This window comes from Pantoea sp. S-LA4, assembly GCF_054482835.1.
This window is the reverse complement of sequence record NZ_JBTLRC010000002.1, coordinates 2,991,864-3,006,599: the sequence shown is the minus strand read 5'-3', so window position 1 is coordinate 3,006,599 and position 14,736 is coordinate 2,991,864. Positions and strand designations below refer to the sequence as shown.

At 54.8% G+C, this 14,736-nt stretch carries 18 protein-coding genes; 14 read left to right on the top strand and 4 right to left on the bottom strand.

Going from position 1 to position 14,736, the window contains the following annotated elements:
* The first annotated feature begins 29 nt into the window (after window positions 1–29).
* From ACX3P5_RS14935 to ACX3P5_RS14910, 6 genes are all read left to right on the top strand, one after another.
* The gene (locus ACX3P5_RS14935) at window positions 30–776 is read left to right on the top strand and encodes a fimbria/pilus periplasmic chaperone (protein WP_458969190.1); all 747 of its coding nucleotides are present in this window, start codon (window positions 30–32) and stop codon (window positions 774–776) included.
* Between the two features lie 47 nt (window positions 777–823).
* Window positions 824–1,465, top strand: a complete 642-nt coding sequence (locus ACX3P5_RS14930; protein ID WP_233987222.1) for a fimbrial protein — start codon at window positions 824–826, stop codon at window positions 1,463–1,465.
* Window positions 1,466–1,532: 67 nt separating this feature from the next.
* Complete coding sequence (locus ACX3P5_RS14925; protein ID WP_233987223.1) at window positions 1,533–2,012, top strand: fimbrial protein; 480 nt, start codon at window positions 1,533–1,535, stop codon at window positions 2,010–2,012.
* 12 nt (window positions 2,013–2,024) lie between these two features.
* Window positions 2,025–2,537 (top strand): fimbrial protein, encoded by a 513-nt coding sequence (locus ACX3P5_RS14920; RefSeq protein ID WP_233987224.1) that lies wholly within the window; start codon window positions 2,025–2,027, stop codon window positions 2,535–2,537.
* Window positions 2,537–3,097, top strand: a complete 561-nt coding sequence (locus ACX3P5_RS14915; RefSeq protein ID WP_336756438.1) for a fimbrial protein — start codon at window positions 2,537–2,539, stop codon at window positions 3,095–3,097. Before ACX3P5_RS14920 ends, ACX3P5_RS14915 begins: the two co-directional genes overlap by 1 nt.
* Window positions 3,098–3,214: 117 nt before the next feature.
* Window positions 3,215–4,156, top strand: coding sequence for a fimbrial protein (locus tag ACX3P5_RS14910; RefSeq protein WP_336756436.1), 942 nt, complete (start codon window positions 3,215–3,217; stop codon window positions 4,154–4,156).
* 97 nt (window positions 4,157–4,253) lie between these two features.
* Here the strand turns inward: ACX3P5_RS14910 and ACX3P5_RS14905 are convergent, their stop codons facing one another.
* Window positions 4,254–4,880 carry a serine protease gene (locus ACX3P5_RS14905; protein WP_233987226.1) on the bottom strand — a complete coding sequence of 209 codons (627 nt, stop codon included), beginning with the start codon at window positions 4,878–4,880 and terminating at the stop codon, window positions 4,254–4,256.
* Between the two features lie 19 nt (window positions 4,881–4,899).
* On the opposite strand from ACX3P5_RS14905, the gene ACX3P5_RS14900 reads away from it, so the two are divergent.
* Together ACX3P5_RS14900 and ACX3P5_RS14895 are read left to right on the top strand one after the other, a co-directional pair.
* Window positions 4,900–5,181, top strand: a complete 282-nt coding sequence (locus ACX3P5_RS14900; RefSeq protein WP_458968932.1) for a hypothetical protein — start codon at window positions 4,900–4,902, stop codon at window positions 5,179–5,181.
* A 66-nt stretch (window positions 5,182–5,247) separates the two neighbouring features.
* Window positions 5,248–6,411, top strand: a complete 1,164-nt coding sequence (locus ACX3P5_RS14895; protein ID WP_458968931.1) for an MFS transporter — start codon at window positions 5,248–5,250, stop codon at window positions 6,409–6,411.
* Here ACX3P5_RS14895 and ACX3P5_RS14890 read toward each other — a convergent pair.
* Entirely contained in the window at window positions 6,408–7,328 is a 921-nt protein-coding gene (locus tag ACX3P5_RS14890) for a LysR family transcriptional regulator (protein ID WP_233987229.1), read from the bottom strand. The two genes, ACX3P5_RS14895 and ACX3P5_RS14890, sit on opposite strands and share 4 nt — an antisense overlap.
* 102 nt (window positions 7,329–7,430) lie before the next feature.
* On the opposite strand from ACX3P5_RS14890, the gene lysA reads away from it, so the two are divergent.
* Window positions 7,431–8,687: a diaminopimelate decarboxylase gene (gene lysA, locus ACX3P5_RS14885; protein WP_458968930.1), complete on the top strand. Its 1,257-nt coding sequence runs from the start codon at window positions 7,431–7,433 to the stop codon at window positions 8,685–8,687.
* A gap of 32 nt (window positions 8,688–8,719) precedes the next feature.
* Here the strand turns inward: lysA and ACX3P5_RS14880 are convergent, their stop codons facing one another.
* Window positions 8,720–9,028 carry a PTS lactose/cellobiose transporter subunit IIA gene (locus ACX3P5_RS14880; protein ID WP_233987231.1) on the bottom strand — a complete coding sequence of 103 codons (309 nt, stop codon included), beginning with the start codon at window positions 9,026–9,028 and terminating at the stop codon, window positions 8,720–8,722.
* Window positions 9,029–9,207: 179 nt separating this feature from the next.
* Between ACX3P5_RS14880 and ACX3P5_RS14875 the strand changes: the two genes are divergently transcribed.
* The 5 genes from ACX3P5_RS14875 (at window position 9,208) to ACX3P5_RS14855 (ending at window position 13,655) form a co-directional block, all read left to right on the top strand.
* Complete coding sequence (locus ACX3P5_RS14875; protein ID WP_336756430.1) at window positions 9,208–10,557, top strand: PTS sugar transporter subunit IIC; 1,350 nt, start codon at window positions 9,208–9,210, stop codon at window positions 10,555–10,557.
* Window positions 10,554–11,981 (top strand): glycoside hydrolase family 1 protein, encoded by a 1,428-nt coding sequence (locus ACX3P5_RS14870; RefSeq protein WP_458968929.1) that lies wholly within the window; start codon window positions 10,554–10,556, stop codon window positions 11,979–11,981. Before ACX3P5_RS14875 ends, ACX3P5_RS14870 begins: the two co-directional genes overlap by 4 nt.
* Before the next feature lie 23 nt (window positions 11,982–12,004).
* Window positions 12,005–12,322 (top strand): PTS sugar transporter subunit IIB, encoded by a 318-nt coding sequence (locus tag ACX3P5_RS14865; protein WP_233987234.1) that lies wholly within the window; start codon window positions 12,005–12,007, stop codon window positions 12,320–12,322.
* Between the two features lie 96 nt (window positions 12,323–12,418).
* A complete protein-coding gene (locus tag ACX3P5_RS14860; protein ID WP_033733824.1) occupies window positions 12,419–13,192 on the top strand; it encodes an FCD domain-containing protein in 774 nt (257 codons plus the stop codon).
* Window positions 13,193–13,205: 13 nt separating this feature from the next.
* Window positions 13,206–13,655: a GNAT family N-acetyltransferase gene (locus ACX3P5_RS14855; RefSeq protein ID WP_233987235.1), complete on the top strand. Its 450-nt coding sequence runs from the start codon at window positions 13,206–13,208 to the stop codon at window positions 13,653–13,655.
* 40 nt (window positions 13,656–13,695) lie between these two features.
* Here the strand turns inward: ACX3P5_RS14855 and ACX3P5_RS14850 are convergent, their stop codons facing one another.
* Window positions 13,696–14,736, bottom strand: coding sequence for an NADP(H)-dependent aldo-keto reductase (locus tag ACX3P5_RS14850; RefSeq protein WP_233987236.1), 1,041 nt, complete (start codon window positions 14,734–14,736; stop codon window positions 13,696–13,698).

The following is a 14,736-nucleotide window of genomic DNA, read 5'->3' as shown; positions in this document are numbered from 1 at the left end:
AAAGATAAAAAATTTAAGAGAGAGTTATGATGAATATTAAAATTTTATCCTCCCTGATGGCAGGTTTATTACTTGGCTGTGCTGTCATGCCACAGGCCAATGCGGCCATTGCGCTGGACCGTACCCGCGTCATTTTTGATGGCGGAAAAAATTCGACCAGCCTGAATATCAGCAATAAAAATAAAGAACTTCCCTATCTGGCCCAGGGCTGGATAGAGGATGCCAACGGGAATAAAATAGATTCGCCGTTAATCGTACTTCCGCCGCTGCAGCGTCTGGACCCCTCGGCCAAAAGCCAGGTCAAAATCCAGTCGTTACCCGCGATTAACCTGCTGGCTCAGGATAAAGAGACGCTTTATTATTTTAATCTCAGGGAAATTCCACCGCGTACCAATAAAGCCAATACATTACAGATAGCATTGCAGACCAGAATAAAATTATTTTATCGTCCCGCCACCTTGATTAAGACTTCTGCGGAGATGATCAATGTCTGGAAAGATAAAGTTACCCTGACGCGTGAAGGCAATAAATATCGCATCAACAATAATACGCCTTACTTTTTTAATGTCGCCGCGGTGGGTAATGGCAGTAAAGATCTGGCTGAAATTAAGCCGTTGACGATTGCGCCGCAGAGCAGCGAAACCCTCTCTGTGAGTGCAGATCAGATGGGTAATTCACCCGATATTACCTTTATCAATGATTACGGTGGCCGGCCAAAACTGCATTTCCGCTGCAGTGGATCAACCTGCAACGTAGGTGAATATAAAGAAGGCTAATCCTGCGCTGTGCAGGATAGCAAGCAAGAACCAATCAGGAATTGCATATGGATATCGAAGCTACTTCGTTAACAGGAACGGGTTCAGGTCAGAGGATTATTCGTCACGGTTTGCAGGGACTGACATGCCTGATGGTCGCCTCTTTACTCTCAGCCGCGCCTGCTGTCCGGGCGCAGGATTTCAGTCAGGTAGACGGTGAGAGCGGCGTCATGCATATCTCCGGTGCGCTGACCCAGGGGGCCTGCCGTCTGGAAATGCAAAGTGCTGACCAGCATATTGAGCTGGGCACCATCACTACCGGGGATTTCAGCACGGTGGGCCAGCGTGGCGAGGCGATTCCGTTTCAACTGACTTTGCGCGACTGTTTGCTGAATGGCGGGCGTCAACGGGACGCCAGAACACAGAGTACCGTCTGGGATAGCCGCCAGCCTGTGGTCTCCGTCTCTTTTGTCGCGCCAGCCGATAATGAATCGCCCGATCTGGTTAAAGTCGCGGGGGCTCAGGGTGTGGGGCTGCGTCTGCTGGATAGCCGTCACCAGGATGTGCGTCTGGGCGATCGAAGTGAACCGGTTTTTGTCGCGCCTTATCACGATGTGTTGACCTGGTATGTGGTTCCTGAGCGTACGTCAGCGCCGCTGGTCGCCGGAGCTTTCACCTCCACCGTTAACTTTCGCCTGAATTATGACTGAGGTTAAAATTATGCCAGTGCCGCAGAGGGTGAGAGCGCTAATACCATGGCGTCGCATACGCACCTGTTTGAACAGTGTTATTGCGCTTTGTGTATGTCTGTCCGTGGGACCGCTTTACGCGATAGATCCGATTCCGATTAAAATAACCGGTACCGTTATCGCCACGGCTGCCTGTAATTTCGGCAGCGATGAAACGGTAGCCGTTGAATTTGGTGATGTTTATATTAATCAAATCAGCGGCGACTTTTATAAAAAGCCCGTTCCTTACACCTTAACCTGCCAGGGCGATTCTGCGGGTAAAACCATCAGCATGCAGTGGGTTGCCAATGCAGCTGCATTTGACAGTCAGTTAACAACCACCGATGTTTCCGGGCTGGGGATTAAGTTATTGCAGAATAATAGCCAGGTGAGTCCTAATGCCTGGTTTACCATTGACGCAAACTCTCCCCCTTCGCTGGATGTTGTTCTGGTTAAACAATCAGGTGCTTCTTTTAGCAGTGGGCAGGAATTTAATGCATCAGCAACGCTTAAAGTGGCTTATCAATAAGGAAGAATAAAGATGAAAGCCAGGCAACATTCTCTGCTCGGCATGAAGCTACTTGCTGCTTTGCCGCTTCTGTTTCTTTTTAGCGTCGAAACATATGCAGACCAGACGGGTGATACGGTTAATGTCACTATTCACGGCACGTTAAAACGCCAGCCCTGCCATATCAGCAATGACGAGAATATCGCCATTGAATTTGGCAATGTCGGGATCAATAAAATTGATGGCGAACGTTATAAGCAGCCAATCAGTTACACGCTGGAATGCGAAGATCCGGATGCCGCGGCAACGTTGAATATGACGCTGAAAGGGACGCAGACTGACTATAACACCGGCGCAATTACCACCACCATACCGGGGTTGGGTATTGAAATTCTGCAAAATGGGGCGCCGGTTAAGATCAATGAATCCTTTGTGATTGACTATAACAATCCTCCCACTCTGGAAGCGGTTCCGGTCTCTTCCGGCGCGGCATTAACGGAAGGCGCGTTTAGTGCGACGGCAACGTTACTGGCGGAGTATGAATAATGTCAGAATATAAAAAAATCGAAATCATTAACTTTTTTTTAGTCGTTAATCTGATTGTTATTATGCTTTTACTGCTGTTATTACAGGTGAAGGCCCATGCAGTGACGGATAATCTTCGGTTTTCGGGTAATCTTGTCGCGGAACCCTGCGTACTTGATCCGACAACAGAAAATATAGAACTCGATTTCGGTACCATTATTGATAAATATCTCTATATCAATCAGCGCGTTCACAGCCAGCCTTTTACGGTGCGTTTGCTGGAGTGCGATTTATCGCTGGGCAATACCGTGAGTTTAACCTTCAGCGGAACTGCGGACAGCGAATTAACCGATATGCTGGCGATAACCGGTTCGGCCAGCGGTATCGCGATTGGGCTGGAAAGTACCAGCGGTGTTGCGCTGCCGTTTAATAAAGCGACACCCATGTATGCATTGACGTCGGGCACCACCGAACTGGTATTTAATGGTTATGTTCAGGGCAAGCCAACGGCGATTCAAAATCATTCTATTGGCCGGGGCGAGTTTAACGCGATAGCGACTTTTACCCTCAATTATGAATAAGCGCAGCCAGAGACTGAAACGAGTTTGTTGCTATTTATAAATTAGAAATGCGAATAACTGAACCGCGGAATAGGGTATGAGTGCGTGGTAACACAGCATTTTAGCGAGATAAAAATAATGAAGAAATTATCGAAGATAGCCAGTCTGATATTGAGTAAAACCGTGCTATCCGCGTTGGTTATCTGGCTCTGGTCGGCCAGCTGTAGCGCTTATGATTTTAGTGTGACCTGTTACGGTGACAATGGACTGTGCGGGCCGGGCGTCAATTTTACCTTAACCAAAATCAGTACTGCGCATGACGCGGTAGCAATACCGTTTTCACCGGTGTCAGTACAAATTTATCTGGCCAACTGCAGTTCCGATACCAGCTGCACTAAGCTGGTTGGTCCATTCTGGGAAAAAGCGATCAATTACCCCGCCTGGGAAGCAAAAACCTGGGGTAACCTGGGGACGAAGTTTCTTACCGCTAATATTCTCAATGGTGCCATTACTGCGGGTATCAATGCCGGTAGCGGTGATGTCTGGAATCCTCAGGCCTATAAAAACCTCTGCTTCAGCATCACACCCGTCAATCCGAGTAATGGCTGGTCAATCTGGGGGATAAATTATACTTATCCCGCGGGTACCGTGATGTGTTCAGTGCCGATTAACCGGGTTGTGGCCGATACCTGTAGTGTCTCAACACCCAGCATCGACGTCGCTTTTGGTCAGCTTGAGCGGTCAGAAATCAGCACGACGCTGCCTGCGAGTAATGATGTGAGCAAAACCCTGACGCTCAATTGCAGTGGCACCAGCGTTCACAACTTTTCGCTGAAGCTGAATATGACCCCGGTGTCGTGGTCAAACTCACAAATCACTACCAGTAACAGTGCGCTGGGTATCAGCGTATCGAAAGATAGCACCGTGCTGAATAACGGCTCTTCTTTCGACATGAGTGTGGCCGGGTCGGGCACCGCGGGGCTGGTCTTCAGCGTCTTGAGAAATCCTTCGCTGCCCAGCAGCAGCATTGCTACCGGCGACTTTACCGCTTCTGCAACGCTGGTTGTCACCGAACAGTAAGGTTTCTAGCCCTAAAAAAGGGTCTGATGCTCAGGTTTCCCGGCATCAGACCCTGATTAAAATATCTCTCCGCTGAGGCGCTGACCTCACCCACTCCTCAGGTTTTAATCGCCTGATCCAGCCATTGCTGAAAACGCGCATAGGGCACGTAGAGCGCAACATTCTTATACAGCGTCTTGCCGCTGGTATTGTCATTAATGCGATCGCTATAGCCGATGATCACGCCCGCCAGCGTATCGTCAGAGGCGTTATAGACCGCGCCGCCCGACATCCCTTTCACCACTCCGGCATTGGCCGCCACCACCACACAGTCCGCTTTGTTCCAGCTGTTTGCCAGCGTGGTATTAATCAGGTTCTGTCCGCTGGAGCTGACCGGCATCGCCGAAATAAAACTGTAGCCATAGAGATTCACCTGGTCGCCGATATGGCTGTTGCGAAAGCTGGGCGGCAGGCTGGCTTCGCTGTTTTTGTGGTAGACCACCGCCAGATCGCATTGCGGATGCCAGGACTTGACCCGATAGAGCGAAAACTTCGCTACGTGCGCGGCGGTCAGGCTGTACTCCGACGTCAGCGGAATGGTGGTGCCCAGCGTGCCTAATCCCAGCACGGTTGGAATACCGGTCACGGTCATATCGACCCGCTTTTCGGCCTCTTTACTGTACTCATAGTGACCCACCGAGCAGCCGGTTAAGGCAAATATCATCAGGGCAATAAGCCGTTGCATTCTTTCTCCCCGCGTCAGAATGAGTTCACACCAGCTGGCGTTTCATAATGGGGTTATCGGCAACGCTGAAATTTTATTTATTGCAGACACATTAAAAAGCGTAACCGGTGACAGGCAAATGACAACCCTTGCTGGGCTGTGGTGGCAAAATCGGGCGTTTTTGGTTGCGCTGCGGATGACAACATCCTGCAGCGACGGCAGATATTATTGCGACGATAGCAATAATCCTTTGCCGCAAGGGGACTATGTGGTGTTCAGCGGCTGTGCTGTAATAGCCCGCGTGACGCAGATCAAATATTAATAAGCGTCGACTGAGCCACGGCTTCGCGCGGTTCACCTGCATTTTCATCGTATTGGGAGAAATGTTATGCCTGTAGCGTTACTGGCGCTGGCGCTGAGTGCGTTCGCCATCGGCACCACCGAGTTTGTCATTATGGGCCTGCTGCCGGATGTGGCAGGCGATCTTCAGGTGTCGATTCCGTCAGCAGGCTGGTTAATCAGCGGTTATGCGTTAGGCGTCGCGATTGGCGCACCGATTATGGCGCTGCTGACCGCCAGGCTGCCGCGTAAAAAAACGCTGATGCTGTTAATGGTGATCTTCATCGTAGGCAATCTGCTGTGTGCGCTGGCCTACAACTATAACCTGCTGATGCTGGCACGTATCGTGACCGCGCTGTGCCACGGCGCCTTCTTTGGCATTGGTGCTGTGGTGGCGGCCAGTCTGGTGGCGCCGGGACGTCAGGCGTCTGCCGTGGCTCTGATGTTTACCGGGCTGACGCTGGCTAACGTACTGGGCGTGCCATTGGGCACCTGGTTTGGTCAGCTGTTCGGCTGGCGCGCGACCTTCTGGGGCGTGGCGGTTATCGGCGTGCTGGCTTTCATCGCCCTGATTGTCAGCCTGCCAGATAACAAACAGGAAAAACCGGTCGATCTCGCCAGTGAAGTGAGCGCGCTGGCTAACGGTAAACTGTGGCTGTCGCTGCTGATGACGGTATTTTTTGCCGCGGCGATGTTTGCGCTGTTCAGCTATATCGCGCCGCTGCTGTTAGAAGTGACCGGGATCAGCGATCGCGGCGTCAGCTGGACGCTGTTCCTGATTGGCGCGGGCCTGACGGTCGGCAATATTCTGGGCGGTAAAATGGCGGACTGGAAAGTCTCCTTCAGCCTGATCCTCAGCTTCTCCCTGATTGCGATTTTCTCGCTGCTGTTCAGCTGGACCAGCCACGCGCTGTGGCTGGCAGAGATCACCCTGTTCCTGTGGGCGATGGCAACCTTTGCCACCGTGCCAGGCCTGCAGATTAACGTGGTGCGTCACGGTAAAGAGGCCCCGAATCTGGTCTCGACCCTGAATATTTCCGCGTTCAACGTCGGTAATGCGCTGGGTGCCTGGGTCGGCGGGGCGGTGATTGGCCGGGGTTACGGCCTGACGGCGGTACCGGTTGCCGCCGCGGCGCTGGCGGTGATCGGTCTGCTGGTCTGCCTGATCACCTTCCGCAAATCGGGTGGCGCGGCTTCTGCGGTGCGCGCTTAAACCAGGCGTGCGGCGATGCGCGCCGGAAAGTCAGCCACCTGTTGTTGCAGATGGCTGACGAACGCATCGACCAGCGCCGAGGCGGGGCGGTGATGCGGCCGGACCAGGCTAACAGTAAAGGGCACCGACACGCTGAACCGCCGCATCACCACACCGCTGTCGGCATAATCGAGCGCCGTCAGCGGATTGACGATTGAAATGCCGACTCCCGCTCTGACCATAGCGCACACCGACGCGGCGCTGTGGGTTTCCAGCACCAGACGTCGATCCACTTCCTGTTCATGAAACAGCGCATCAAGCAGCTGGCGATAACTGTCGGTGCGCGACAGACTGACATAATTCTCACCGGCAAAATCCTGCGGCGTCAGTACGGCACGCTGACTAAGAGGATGCTGCTGCGGCAACACACAGACCTCATCGCAGGTTAACAGCGCATAACGATCGGTACCGGCCGGTGCATGCTGGGTTTCGGTTAAACCGAGGTCATAGCGCTGCGCCGACAGCCACTCCTCCAGCAGCGGCGACTCCTGCGGGATCACATTCAGACTGACATCCGGATAGCGCTGCAAAAAAGGCTGACACAGCGGTGGCAGCAGCGACTGCGAAAACACCGGTAAACAGGCAACCGAAAGCTCGCCCTGACGAAACTGCCGCAGGTTATCCGCCGCCTCCATGATGCGATCCAGCCCATACCAGGAACGCTGCACTTCCTCAAACAGCCGCAGCCCCTGCACCGTTGGTTGCAGACGTCCGCGCACCCGGCCAAACAGCTGCAGTCCGAGCTGCTGCTCCAGCCGCGCCAGCTCCCGGCTCACCGTCGGCTGCGAGGTGTGCAGCAGCGTCGCGGCCTGCGTCAGGTTACCGCTGGTCATCACCGCGTGAAAAATTTCAATGTGTCGCCAGTTGATGTTCGCCACACTGCCATCCCATATCAATTATGCATAGATGCTATTAAAACAGATATTTTTCGCTATAGCACGATTCTGGCTTAATGGGGTTATCGCCACAGGAGAATCCTTATGCCCCGTTCCTTACAGACCACTGAAACCGCGCTCAACGCCACTAACCTGCTGCCGCTGGCACGCCGCTATGCGGGGCCGTTCTGGGCCTACGATGCCGAAATCATTCAGGCGCGCATCACCCAGTTGCAGGCGTTTGATGTGGTGCGCTTTGCCCAGAAATCCTGCTCAAATATCCATATCCTGCGCCTGATGCGGGCGGCGGGCGTTAAGGTTGATTCGGTCTCGCTGGGCGAAATAGAACGTGCGCTGGTGGCGGGATACCAGCCGGGTGGTGACGAGATCGTGTTTACTGCTGACCTGTTTGATCAGCCCACGCTGGCGCGGATTGCGGCGCTGAAGGTGCCGGTTAATGCCGGTTCCGTCGATATGCTGCATCAGCTGGGGGCTGTCTCGCCGGGCCATGCGGTATGGCTGCGGGTTAACCCCGGTTTCGGCCACGGCCACAGTCAGAAAACCAATACCGGCGGTGAAAACAGCAAGCACGGTATCTGGCACGGGGATCTGGCCTTAGCGCTGGCGGCAATCCAGCAATATGGCCTGCGACTGGTGGGCATTCATATGCATATCGGTTCCGGCGTTGATTACGCCCATCTGCAACAGGTATGTGATGCGATGGTCAGTCTGGTGGTGGAGTTCGGTCAGGATCTGACCGCGATCTCAGCGGGCGGCGGATTGTCGATTCCCTATCGCTACGGTGAAGAGGCGATCGATACCGATCACTATTTTGGTTTGTGGGATGCCGCGCGCCAGCGTATTGCGCAGCACCTGGGTCATGACGTCAAACTGGAAATTGAGCCGGGTCGTTTCCTGGTGGCCGAGTCGGGCGTGCTGGTGTCGCAGGTGAGGGCGGTGAAAGAGATGGGCAGCCGTCACTTTGTGCTGGTCGACGCCGGTTTCAGTGATTTAATGCGCCCGTCGATGTACGGCAGCTATCACCATATCTCGCTGATGGCGGGCGATGAGCGGGCGATTGATGAGCTGCAGACTATCGACACGGTGGTCGCCGGTCCACTGTGCGAATCGGGCGATGTCTTTACCCAGCTGGAAGGCGGCAAAGTCGATACCCGTGCTATTCCGGCGGCGCAGGTCGGCGATTATCTGGTGTTTCATGACACCGGCGCGTATGGCGCGTCGATGTCATCCAATTACAACAGCCGTCCCCTGATCCCGGAAGTGCTGTTCGAACAGGGGCAACCGCGCGAGATCCGCCGCGCGCAGACCATCCAGGAATTACTGGCGCTGGAAGAGGTCTGACCGGCCGCACAGGCGGCAGCAAATGCCGCCTGTCAGTTAAACAGCTCTTTACGCAGCATCACCATCTCCTCCGCCAGATCGCGACACAACATCGCATTCATTAAATGATCCTGTGCATGCACCAGGATCAGCGTCACCGGTAACTTGCCGCTGCCTTCATCCGCGCCAATCAACTGCGTCTGAACCTTATGCGCTTCTTTTGCTGCGGCATCGGAGGCGGCCAGCGCCGCGTCGGCACCTGACCAGTCACGCTGGCGAGCGCACTGGATCGCCATCATCGCTGACGATCGGGCTTCCCCGGCATTGATCAGCAATTCCATCATGGTTTGTTCGAAATCCATACGACCTCCGTTATTGGTATGCCAAATTGGCTTTTTTAATCTTACTGGAATGCCAAAAAACGTTTCCGGGAGCTTTGTCACAGAAAGAAACGGGGAGAATCGTCATTTTGGTATGCCACTAACAGGGAAGATAGCCACGACTACTGGAATGCCAATCTTACATCTCTGAGGGTTGACCCATGTCTCTACAGGACCGCCTTATCGATTCGCTGGGCAGCTTTGCCACCCGCTTCAACAGCTACCGCTACATCATGGCGATCAAAGCCTCGTTCATTACCCTGATGCCGGTGATCATCGTCGGCGCCTTCTCGGTGCTGATTTCAAACATGGTGCTGGACAGTAAAAATGGCCTCGCCAGCTTCGCCGCGCTGAGTTTTTTAGCCGATCTGAAACCGATCACCAGCAGTATTAACTATGCCACGCTGAGCTTTCTTAACATTGGCGCGGTGTTCCTGATTGGGATTGAGCTGGGCCGTATCAACGGCATCAAAACCTTGTTCCCTGGCCTGCTGGCGGTCATCTGTTTTGTCTCCGTGACGCCGACCACCTTACAGATGATGGTCGACGGTCAGATGCATCTGGTCACCGATGTGCTGGCGAAGCAGTTTTCAGATACCAAAAGCCTGTTTCTCGGCATGTTTATCGCCATTCTGTCGGTCGAGATTTATTGCCGTCTCGAACAGGTTGAGCGGCTGAAAATTAAGATGCCTGATACCGTGCCGCCCAACGTTGCCGCCTCTTTTTCGGCGCTGATCCCGTCGATTATCACCGTGACGCTGGTGGCCACCTTTGGCTTTGTTTTCCATCGCGTTAGCGGCATGTATCTGTATGACGCGGTCTATCAGGTGGTGCAGCAACCGCTGGAGTCGGTGGTGCAGAGCCTGTGGGGGATTCTGATTCTGATGTTCGTTGCCCAGCTGTTCTGGGTCATTGGCATTCACGGCAATCAGATGGTGAAACCGATTCGTGAACCGCTGCTGCTGGGGGCGATTATGGTCAATATGACCGCCTTTGAGCAGGGCAAAGAGGCGCCAAATATCATCACCATGCCGTTCTGGGATGTTTACATGAGCATCGGCGGTTCCGGCCTCACCATCGGCCTGTTGACGGCGGTGATGCTGGCAACGCGGCGCAAGGAGATGCGTGAAATCGCCAAACTCTCCTTCGGCCCCGGCATCTTCAATATCAATGAACCGGTGATCTTTGGTATGCCGATTATGCTCAACCCGATCTTGGCGATCCCGTTCATCATTACGCCGCTGGTGACCGGTTCCATCGGCTATTTCGCCACGGTGATGGGATTCGCCGGCAAAGCGGTGGTGATGGTGCCGTGGACCACGCCACCGATCATTAACGCCTGGCTCTCGACGGCGGGATCGATGGGCGCGGTCGTGACTCAGATCATCTGCATTCTGGTATCGGTGCTGATCTACCTGCCGTTTGTCAAAGTGGCTGCCCGCCGCGCCGATGCTGCCGAAGCGCAAAATTCACAACCTGAACTGACCCCGAACCGACCGGAGGTGTTATGAGTCGCCAGCTGATTCAGATCCCGCAAAATTTTATTCTCGGTGCTGCTGCTTCAGCCTGGCAAACCGAGGGCTGGAGCGGGAAAAAAGTGGGGCAGGACTCCTGGCCAGACGCCTGGTATCAGCAGGATCGGCACGTCTGGCATAACGGCTATGGCCCGGCCGTCGCCACCGATTTTATTAACCGTTTTGAAGAAGATGTGGCGCTGATGAAAGCCAGCGGGCTGACACACTATCGTACCTCGATCAACTGGTCGCGTTTTCTCACCGACTATGAAACGGCCACGGTGGACGAAGAGTACGCCGCTTACTATGACCGGCTGATTGACGAGATGCAGCGCCAGGGGATTGAACTGATGCTCTGCCTGGAGCATTACGAGCTGCCCGCCACGCTGCTGGAGCAGTATGGCGGCTGGCAGTCAAAGCATGTGGTTGAGCTGTTTATCCGTTACGTCGAACAGGTGTTTAAACGCTATGCCGGACGGGTGACGCGCTGGTTTGTGTTTAACGAGCCGATTGTGGTGCAGACCCGCGTCTATCTCGATGCGCTGCGCTGGCCCTATGAGCAGAACACCCATAAGTGGATGCAGTGGAACCACCATAAAAATCTGGCCACCGCCCGGGTGGTGCAGCTGTTCCGCCAGGCGGGCTATGCCGGTCGCATCGGTACCATCCTCAACCCGGAAGTCACCTATCCGCGCTCGTCAGCCCCGCATGACCAGAAGGCGGCGCATATTTATGACCTGTTCTATAACCGGGTATTTCTCGATCCGGCTATTAAAGGCACCTATCCGGCGGAGCTGCTGGCACTGCTGGATAAACATCAGATTGAGTGGGAAGCAACGCCGGAAGAGCTGGCGATCATCGCTGGCAATACCGTCGATGAGGTCGGGCTTAATCTTTACTATCCGCACCGCGTAAAAGCCCCGTCCCGAGCCTGGCATCCGGAAACGCCGTTCCATCCCGCTTGGTATTACGAGCACTTTGAGTTGCCGGGCCGGCGGATGAACTCTTCGCGCGGCTGGGAAATTCAGCCGGAAATCATCTGGGATATGGCGCAGCGAATGCGCGATGAGTACGGCAACATTCCGTGGTTTGTCGCCGAGAGCGGCATGGGCGTCGAGAACGAAGCGCTGTTCAAAAACGCAGAGGGGGAAATTCAGGACGACTACCGCATCCACTTTATCAGCGAGCATCTGCATCAGGCGATCCGCGCGCAACAGGCGGGCATCAACTGTCAGGGCTATATGCTGTGGGCCTTCACCGACAATGTCTCGCCGATGAACGCCTTCAAAAACCGCTATGGCCTGATTGAAATCGACCTGGAGAACCAGCGTCAGCGCCGGATGAAAAAGTCCGCCCACTGGTTCCGGGCACTGCGCGATAACCAGCAATTTACCCTGTGGCTTGATGATGAGCCTAAGTAACCAAATAACCCGAGGAAGCGAGAATGAAACGTATTGTTCTGGCCTGTGCCGCAGGCATGTCGACATCAATGGTGGTGACAAGAATGGAAAAAGAGGCCGCCGCGCGCGGATTATCTTTTCAGATCTACGCCATCCCCGAACAGAATCTGCGTGAGGAGTTGCAAAATTACGGCAGCGAAGTGGTGGCGGTGCTGCTGGGGCCGCAGGTGCGCTTTAAACTGGAAGAGAATAAAAAACTGACCGACAGCTATCAGCTGCCGATTGCGGTGATTGATACCGTCGCTTACGGCACCCTGAATGGCGCAAAGGTACTCGATCAGGCGCTGGCTTTGATACACTGAGGCACAGTTTGCGAGCCATCTTCTCCGGCTCGCGGGCATTGTCGCGCAGGGAACGGCGGCAATGCCGTTAGCGCATTGATTGCAAAGGGTGAAAGCGTGGACAAAGCCGAAGCGCCGCAAGAAAAAAAGCAGTATCAGGAAATTGGTCAGCATCTGCGCCAGCAAATCAGCGACGGACATTATCCGGTGGGATCGCGCCTGCCGCCTGAACGTCAGCTGGCTGAAACCTGGGGCGTCAGCCGGACCATCGTGCGCGAGGCGTTATTGATGCTGGAGCTGGAAGGCACGGTGGATATTCGCCAGAGTTCCGGCGTCTACGTGATGCGTATTCCGTCCGCCAGCGACGATGAAGAAGAGGCTTTTTTCCGCAGCGATGTTGGCCCGTTTGAAATGCTGCAGGCGCGTCAGCTACTGGAGAGCAATATCGCCGCCTTTGCCGCTAAAATGGCGACCAAGGCGGACATCGAAAACCTGCGCCGCACGCTGGAGCAGGAGCAGCGTGCCATCGCCGCCAATGACAGCAGTCAGGATAACGACAAGTTATTTCATCTGTTGCTGGCGGGAGCCAGTCAGAATCAGATGCTGCTCGACACCGTGACCAGCATCTGGCGACATCACGACAGCAGCCCGCTGTGGCAGCAGCTGCGTCCCCAGTTTGAAACCCGCGCCTATCGCCTGAAGTGGCTGGGCGATCACCAGACCATTCTGGCCGCTCTGCGCCGTCGCGATGTGATGGGCGCATGGCAGGCCACCTGGCAGCACCTTGAGAATGTTAAAAATACGCTGCTGGAGCTCTCCGATGCGGATGCGCCTGACTTCGACGGTTATCTGTTTGATTCAGTACCGATCTTTCAGGGAAAGCTGATGTAGTGGAGAGTCATTAATGAAGATAGTGCCGCTTAGCGCCGTGCCTCAGTTTGCCGATCAGATTACCGAATGGCAGTGGCGGGCTTTCGGCGATCCTGACAGCCGTGACTTCTTCGCCAGCATTGTCGCCAGCAGCCTGAGCGGAAGCGATTTTCCGGTGACGTTTGTCGCCGTGGAGGCGGGCAATGCGATAGGTACGGTGGGCTTCTGGCGCTGTGATCTGATCAGCCGTCAGGATCTCTTCCCGTGGCTGGCGGCCCTTTATGTGGATAGGTCCGCGCGCGGCAAAGGCGTGAGTGAAGCGCTGCAGCAGCGGGTGATTCAGCACGCTCAGGCGCAGGGATATTCGCGGTTGTGGTTGTGGTCAACCTTCAGCGGCTATTACGAACGTTTTGGCTGGCAGCCTCAGGGCGAGGCGCTGGAATATCCCGACAAGCCTGTGATGCTCTATTCCCGCCCTCTGTAAAGGGTGCCAGCCGCGCTATTGGCGACCGGCACGGGCTGATTCAGGGAGCCGGATAGGTATAACGACGGTGGATCGCCTCTATGCCTTCCAGGATCTCAGCATTTAATGTCAGATTGAAGCTGTCAATGTTGGTCTGCAACTGCTCCAGCGTGGTCGCGCCGAGCAGGGTGCTGGCGACAAACGGCTGCTGACGCACGTAAGCCAGTGCCATCTGTGACGGATCAATCTGGTGCTGGCGGGCTAACGCCACATACTCGGCAACCGCCTGTTGCGACTGCTCGCCGCTGTAGCGGGTAAAGCGACTGAACAGCGTGTTGCGGGCACCGGCAGGCTGCGCGCCATTCAGGTACTTACCGCTCAGGGTGCCAAACGCCAGGCTGGAGTAAGCCAGCAGCTCAACCCCTTCATGCTGACTGATCTCGGCCAGACCCACTTCAAAGCTGCGGTTCAGCAGGCTGTAGGGATTCTGAATGCTGATGATGCGCGGCAGTTCATGCTTTTCCGCCAGTTGCAGATAGCGCATCACGCCCCATGCGGTTTCATTCGACACCCCGATATAGCGAATCTTACCGGCGCGCACCTGTTCGGTCAGCGCTTCCAGCGTCTCCAGCAGCGTCACCTGGGCGGTGGTTTCACTGTACTGATAGCCCAGCTTGCCAAAATAGTTGGTCTGACGTTGCGGCCAGTGCAGCTGATAGAGATCGATATAGTCGGTATTCAGGCGTTTCAGGCTGGCATCCAGCGCTTCGCGGATGTTCTTGCGGTCCAGTGCCATGTTAGGGCGAATCGACGCATCGTTACCGCGCGACGGGCCCGACACCTTGCTGGCCAGAATGATTTTGTCACGGCTGCCGCGCTGTTTCAGCCAGCTGCCAATGTACTGTTCGGTCAGACCCTGGGTTTCCGGGCGCGGTGGCACCGGATACATTTCGGCAGTATCAATAAAGTTAATGCCGGAACGAATAGCCAAATCCAGCTGAGCATGGGCGTCGGCTTCACTGTTCTGTTCGCCAAACGTCATGGTGCCCAACCCCAGCTGACTCACTTCCAGCGTGCTATGGGGAATACGATGATAGTGCAT

What these genes read in the sequence shown, in the direction of transcription:
- ACX3P5_RS14935 (WP_458969190.1), top strand. Translation starts at nt 30, where the DNA reads ATGAATATTAAAATTTTATCCTCCCTGATGGCAGGTTTATTACTTGGC.
- ACX3P5_RS14930 (WP_233987222.1), top strand. Translation starts at nt 824, where the DNA reads ATGGATATCGAAGCTACTTCGTTAACAGGAACGGGTTCAGGTCAGAGG.
- ACX3P5_RS14920 (WP_233987224.1), top strand. Translation starts at nt 2,025, where the DNA reads ATGAAAGCCAGGCAACATTCTCTGCTCGGCATGAAGCTACTTGCTGCT.
- ACX3P5_RS14915 (WP_336756438.1), top strand. Translation starts at nt 2,537, where the DNA reads ATGTCAGAATATAAAAAAATCGAAATCATTAACTTTTTTTTAGTCGTT.
- ACX3P5_RS14910 (WP_336756436.1), top strand. Translation starts at nt 3,215, where the DNA reads ATGAAGAAATTATCGAAGATAGCCAGTCTGATATTGAGTAAAACCGTG.
- ACX3P5_RS14905 (WP_233987226.1), bottom strand. Translation starts at nt 4,880, where the DNA reads ATGCAACGGCTTATTGCCCTGATGATATTTGCCTTAACCGGCTGCTCG.
- ACX3P5_RS14900 (WP_458968932.1), top strand. Translation starts at nt 4,900, where the DNA reads ATGAGTTCACACCAGCTGGCGTTTCATAATGGGGTTATCGGCAACGCT.
- ACX3P5_RS14895 (WP_458968931.1), top strand. Translation starts at nt 5,248, where the DNA reads ATGCCTGTAGCGTTACTGGCGCTGGCGCTGAGTGCGTTCGCCATCGGC.
- lysA (WP_458968930.1), top strand. Translation starts at nt 7,431, where the DNA reads ATGCCCCGTTCCTTACAGACCACTGAAACCGCGCTCAACGCCACTAAC.
- ACX3P5_RS14880 (WP_233987231.1), bottom strand. Translation starts at nt 9,028, where the DNA reads ATGGATTTCGAACAAACCATGATGGAATTGCTGATCAATGCCGGGGAA.
- ACX3P5_RS14875 (WP_336756430.1), top strand. Translation starts at nt 9,208, where the DNA reads ATGTCTCTACAGGACCGCCTTATCGATTCGCTGGGCAGCTTTGCCACC.
- ACX3P5_RS14870 (WP_458968929.1), top strand. Translation starts at nt 10,554, where the DNA reads ATGAGTCGCCAGCTGATTCAGATCCCGCAAAATTTTATTCTCGGTGCT.
- ACX3P5_RS14865 (WP_233987234.1), top strand. Translation starts at nt 12,005, where the DNA reads ATGAAACGTATTGTTCTGGCCTGTGCCGCAGGCATGTCGACATCAATG.
- ACX3P5_RS14855 (WP_233987235.1), top strand. Translation starts at nt 13,206, where the DNA reads ATGAAGATAGTGCCGCTTAGCGCCGTGCCTCAGTTTGCCGATCAGATT.
- ACX3P5_RS14850 (WP_233987236.1), bottom strand. Translation starts at nt 14,736, where the DNA reads ATGCACTATCATCGTATTCCCCATAGCACGCTGGAAGTGAGTCAGCTG.